This window comes from Kistimonas ophiarachnellae, assembly GCF_057552235.1.
On sequence record NZ_BAAJPA010000097.1, the window covers coordinates 1 to 277 of the forward strand.

The 277-nt window shown below is 51.6% G+C and carries 1 protein-coding gene; it reads right to left on the reverse strand.

The window, feature by feature from the left end; all coding sequences use genetic code 11:
* On the reverse strand, nt 1-277 hold a 277-nt coding region (locus AC27K1_RS21810; RefSeq protein ID WP_487152898.1), incomplete at both ends, for a cadherin-like domain-containing protein.

The following is a 277-nucleotide window of genomic DNA, read 5'->3' on the forward strand; positions in this document are numbered from 1 at the left end:
AATTTTGATGGAATGCAAGGCATCGCCATCAATGTCAGCGAAACCAAACTCACTGGCTGAAAAGGTATGGCTCGCATCCTCATCCATTGTCACCGCATGATCGGCGGTTGTGGGTGCATCATTCACCGCCGTGACATTTAACGTCATGGTTTCTGCGGTGCTCTCCAGCGAGCCATCACTGACGGTGAAATCAAAACTGGCATAACCGGCGCCATTAGCGTTGGCATCTGGCGTAAAGACCAGGTTCGGGATATCCGCAGCTGCAATGACCTGGTTA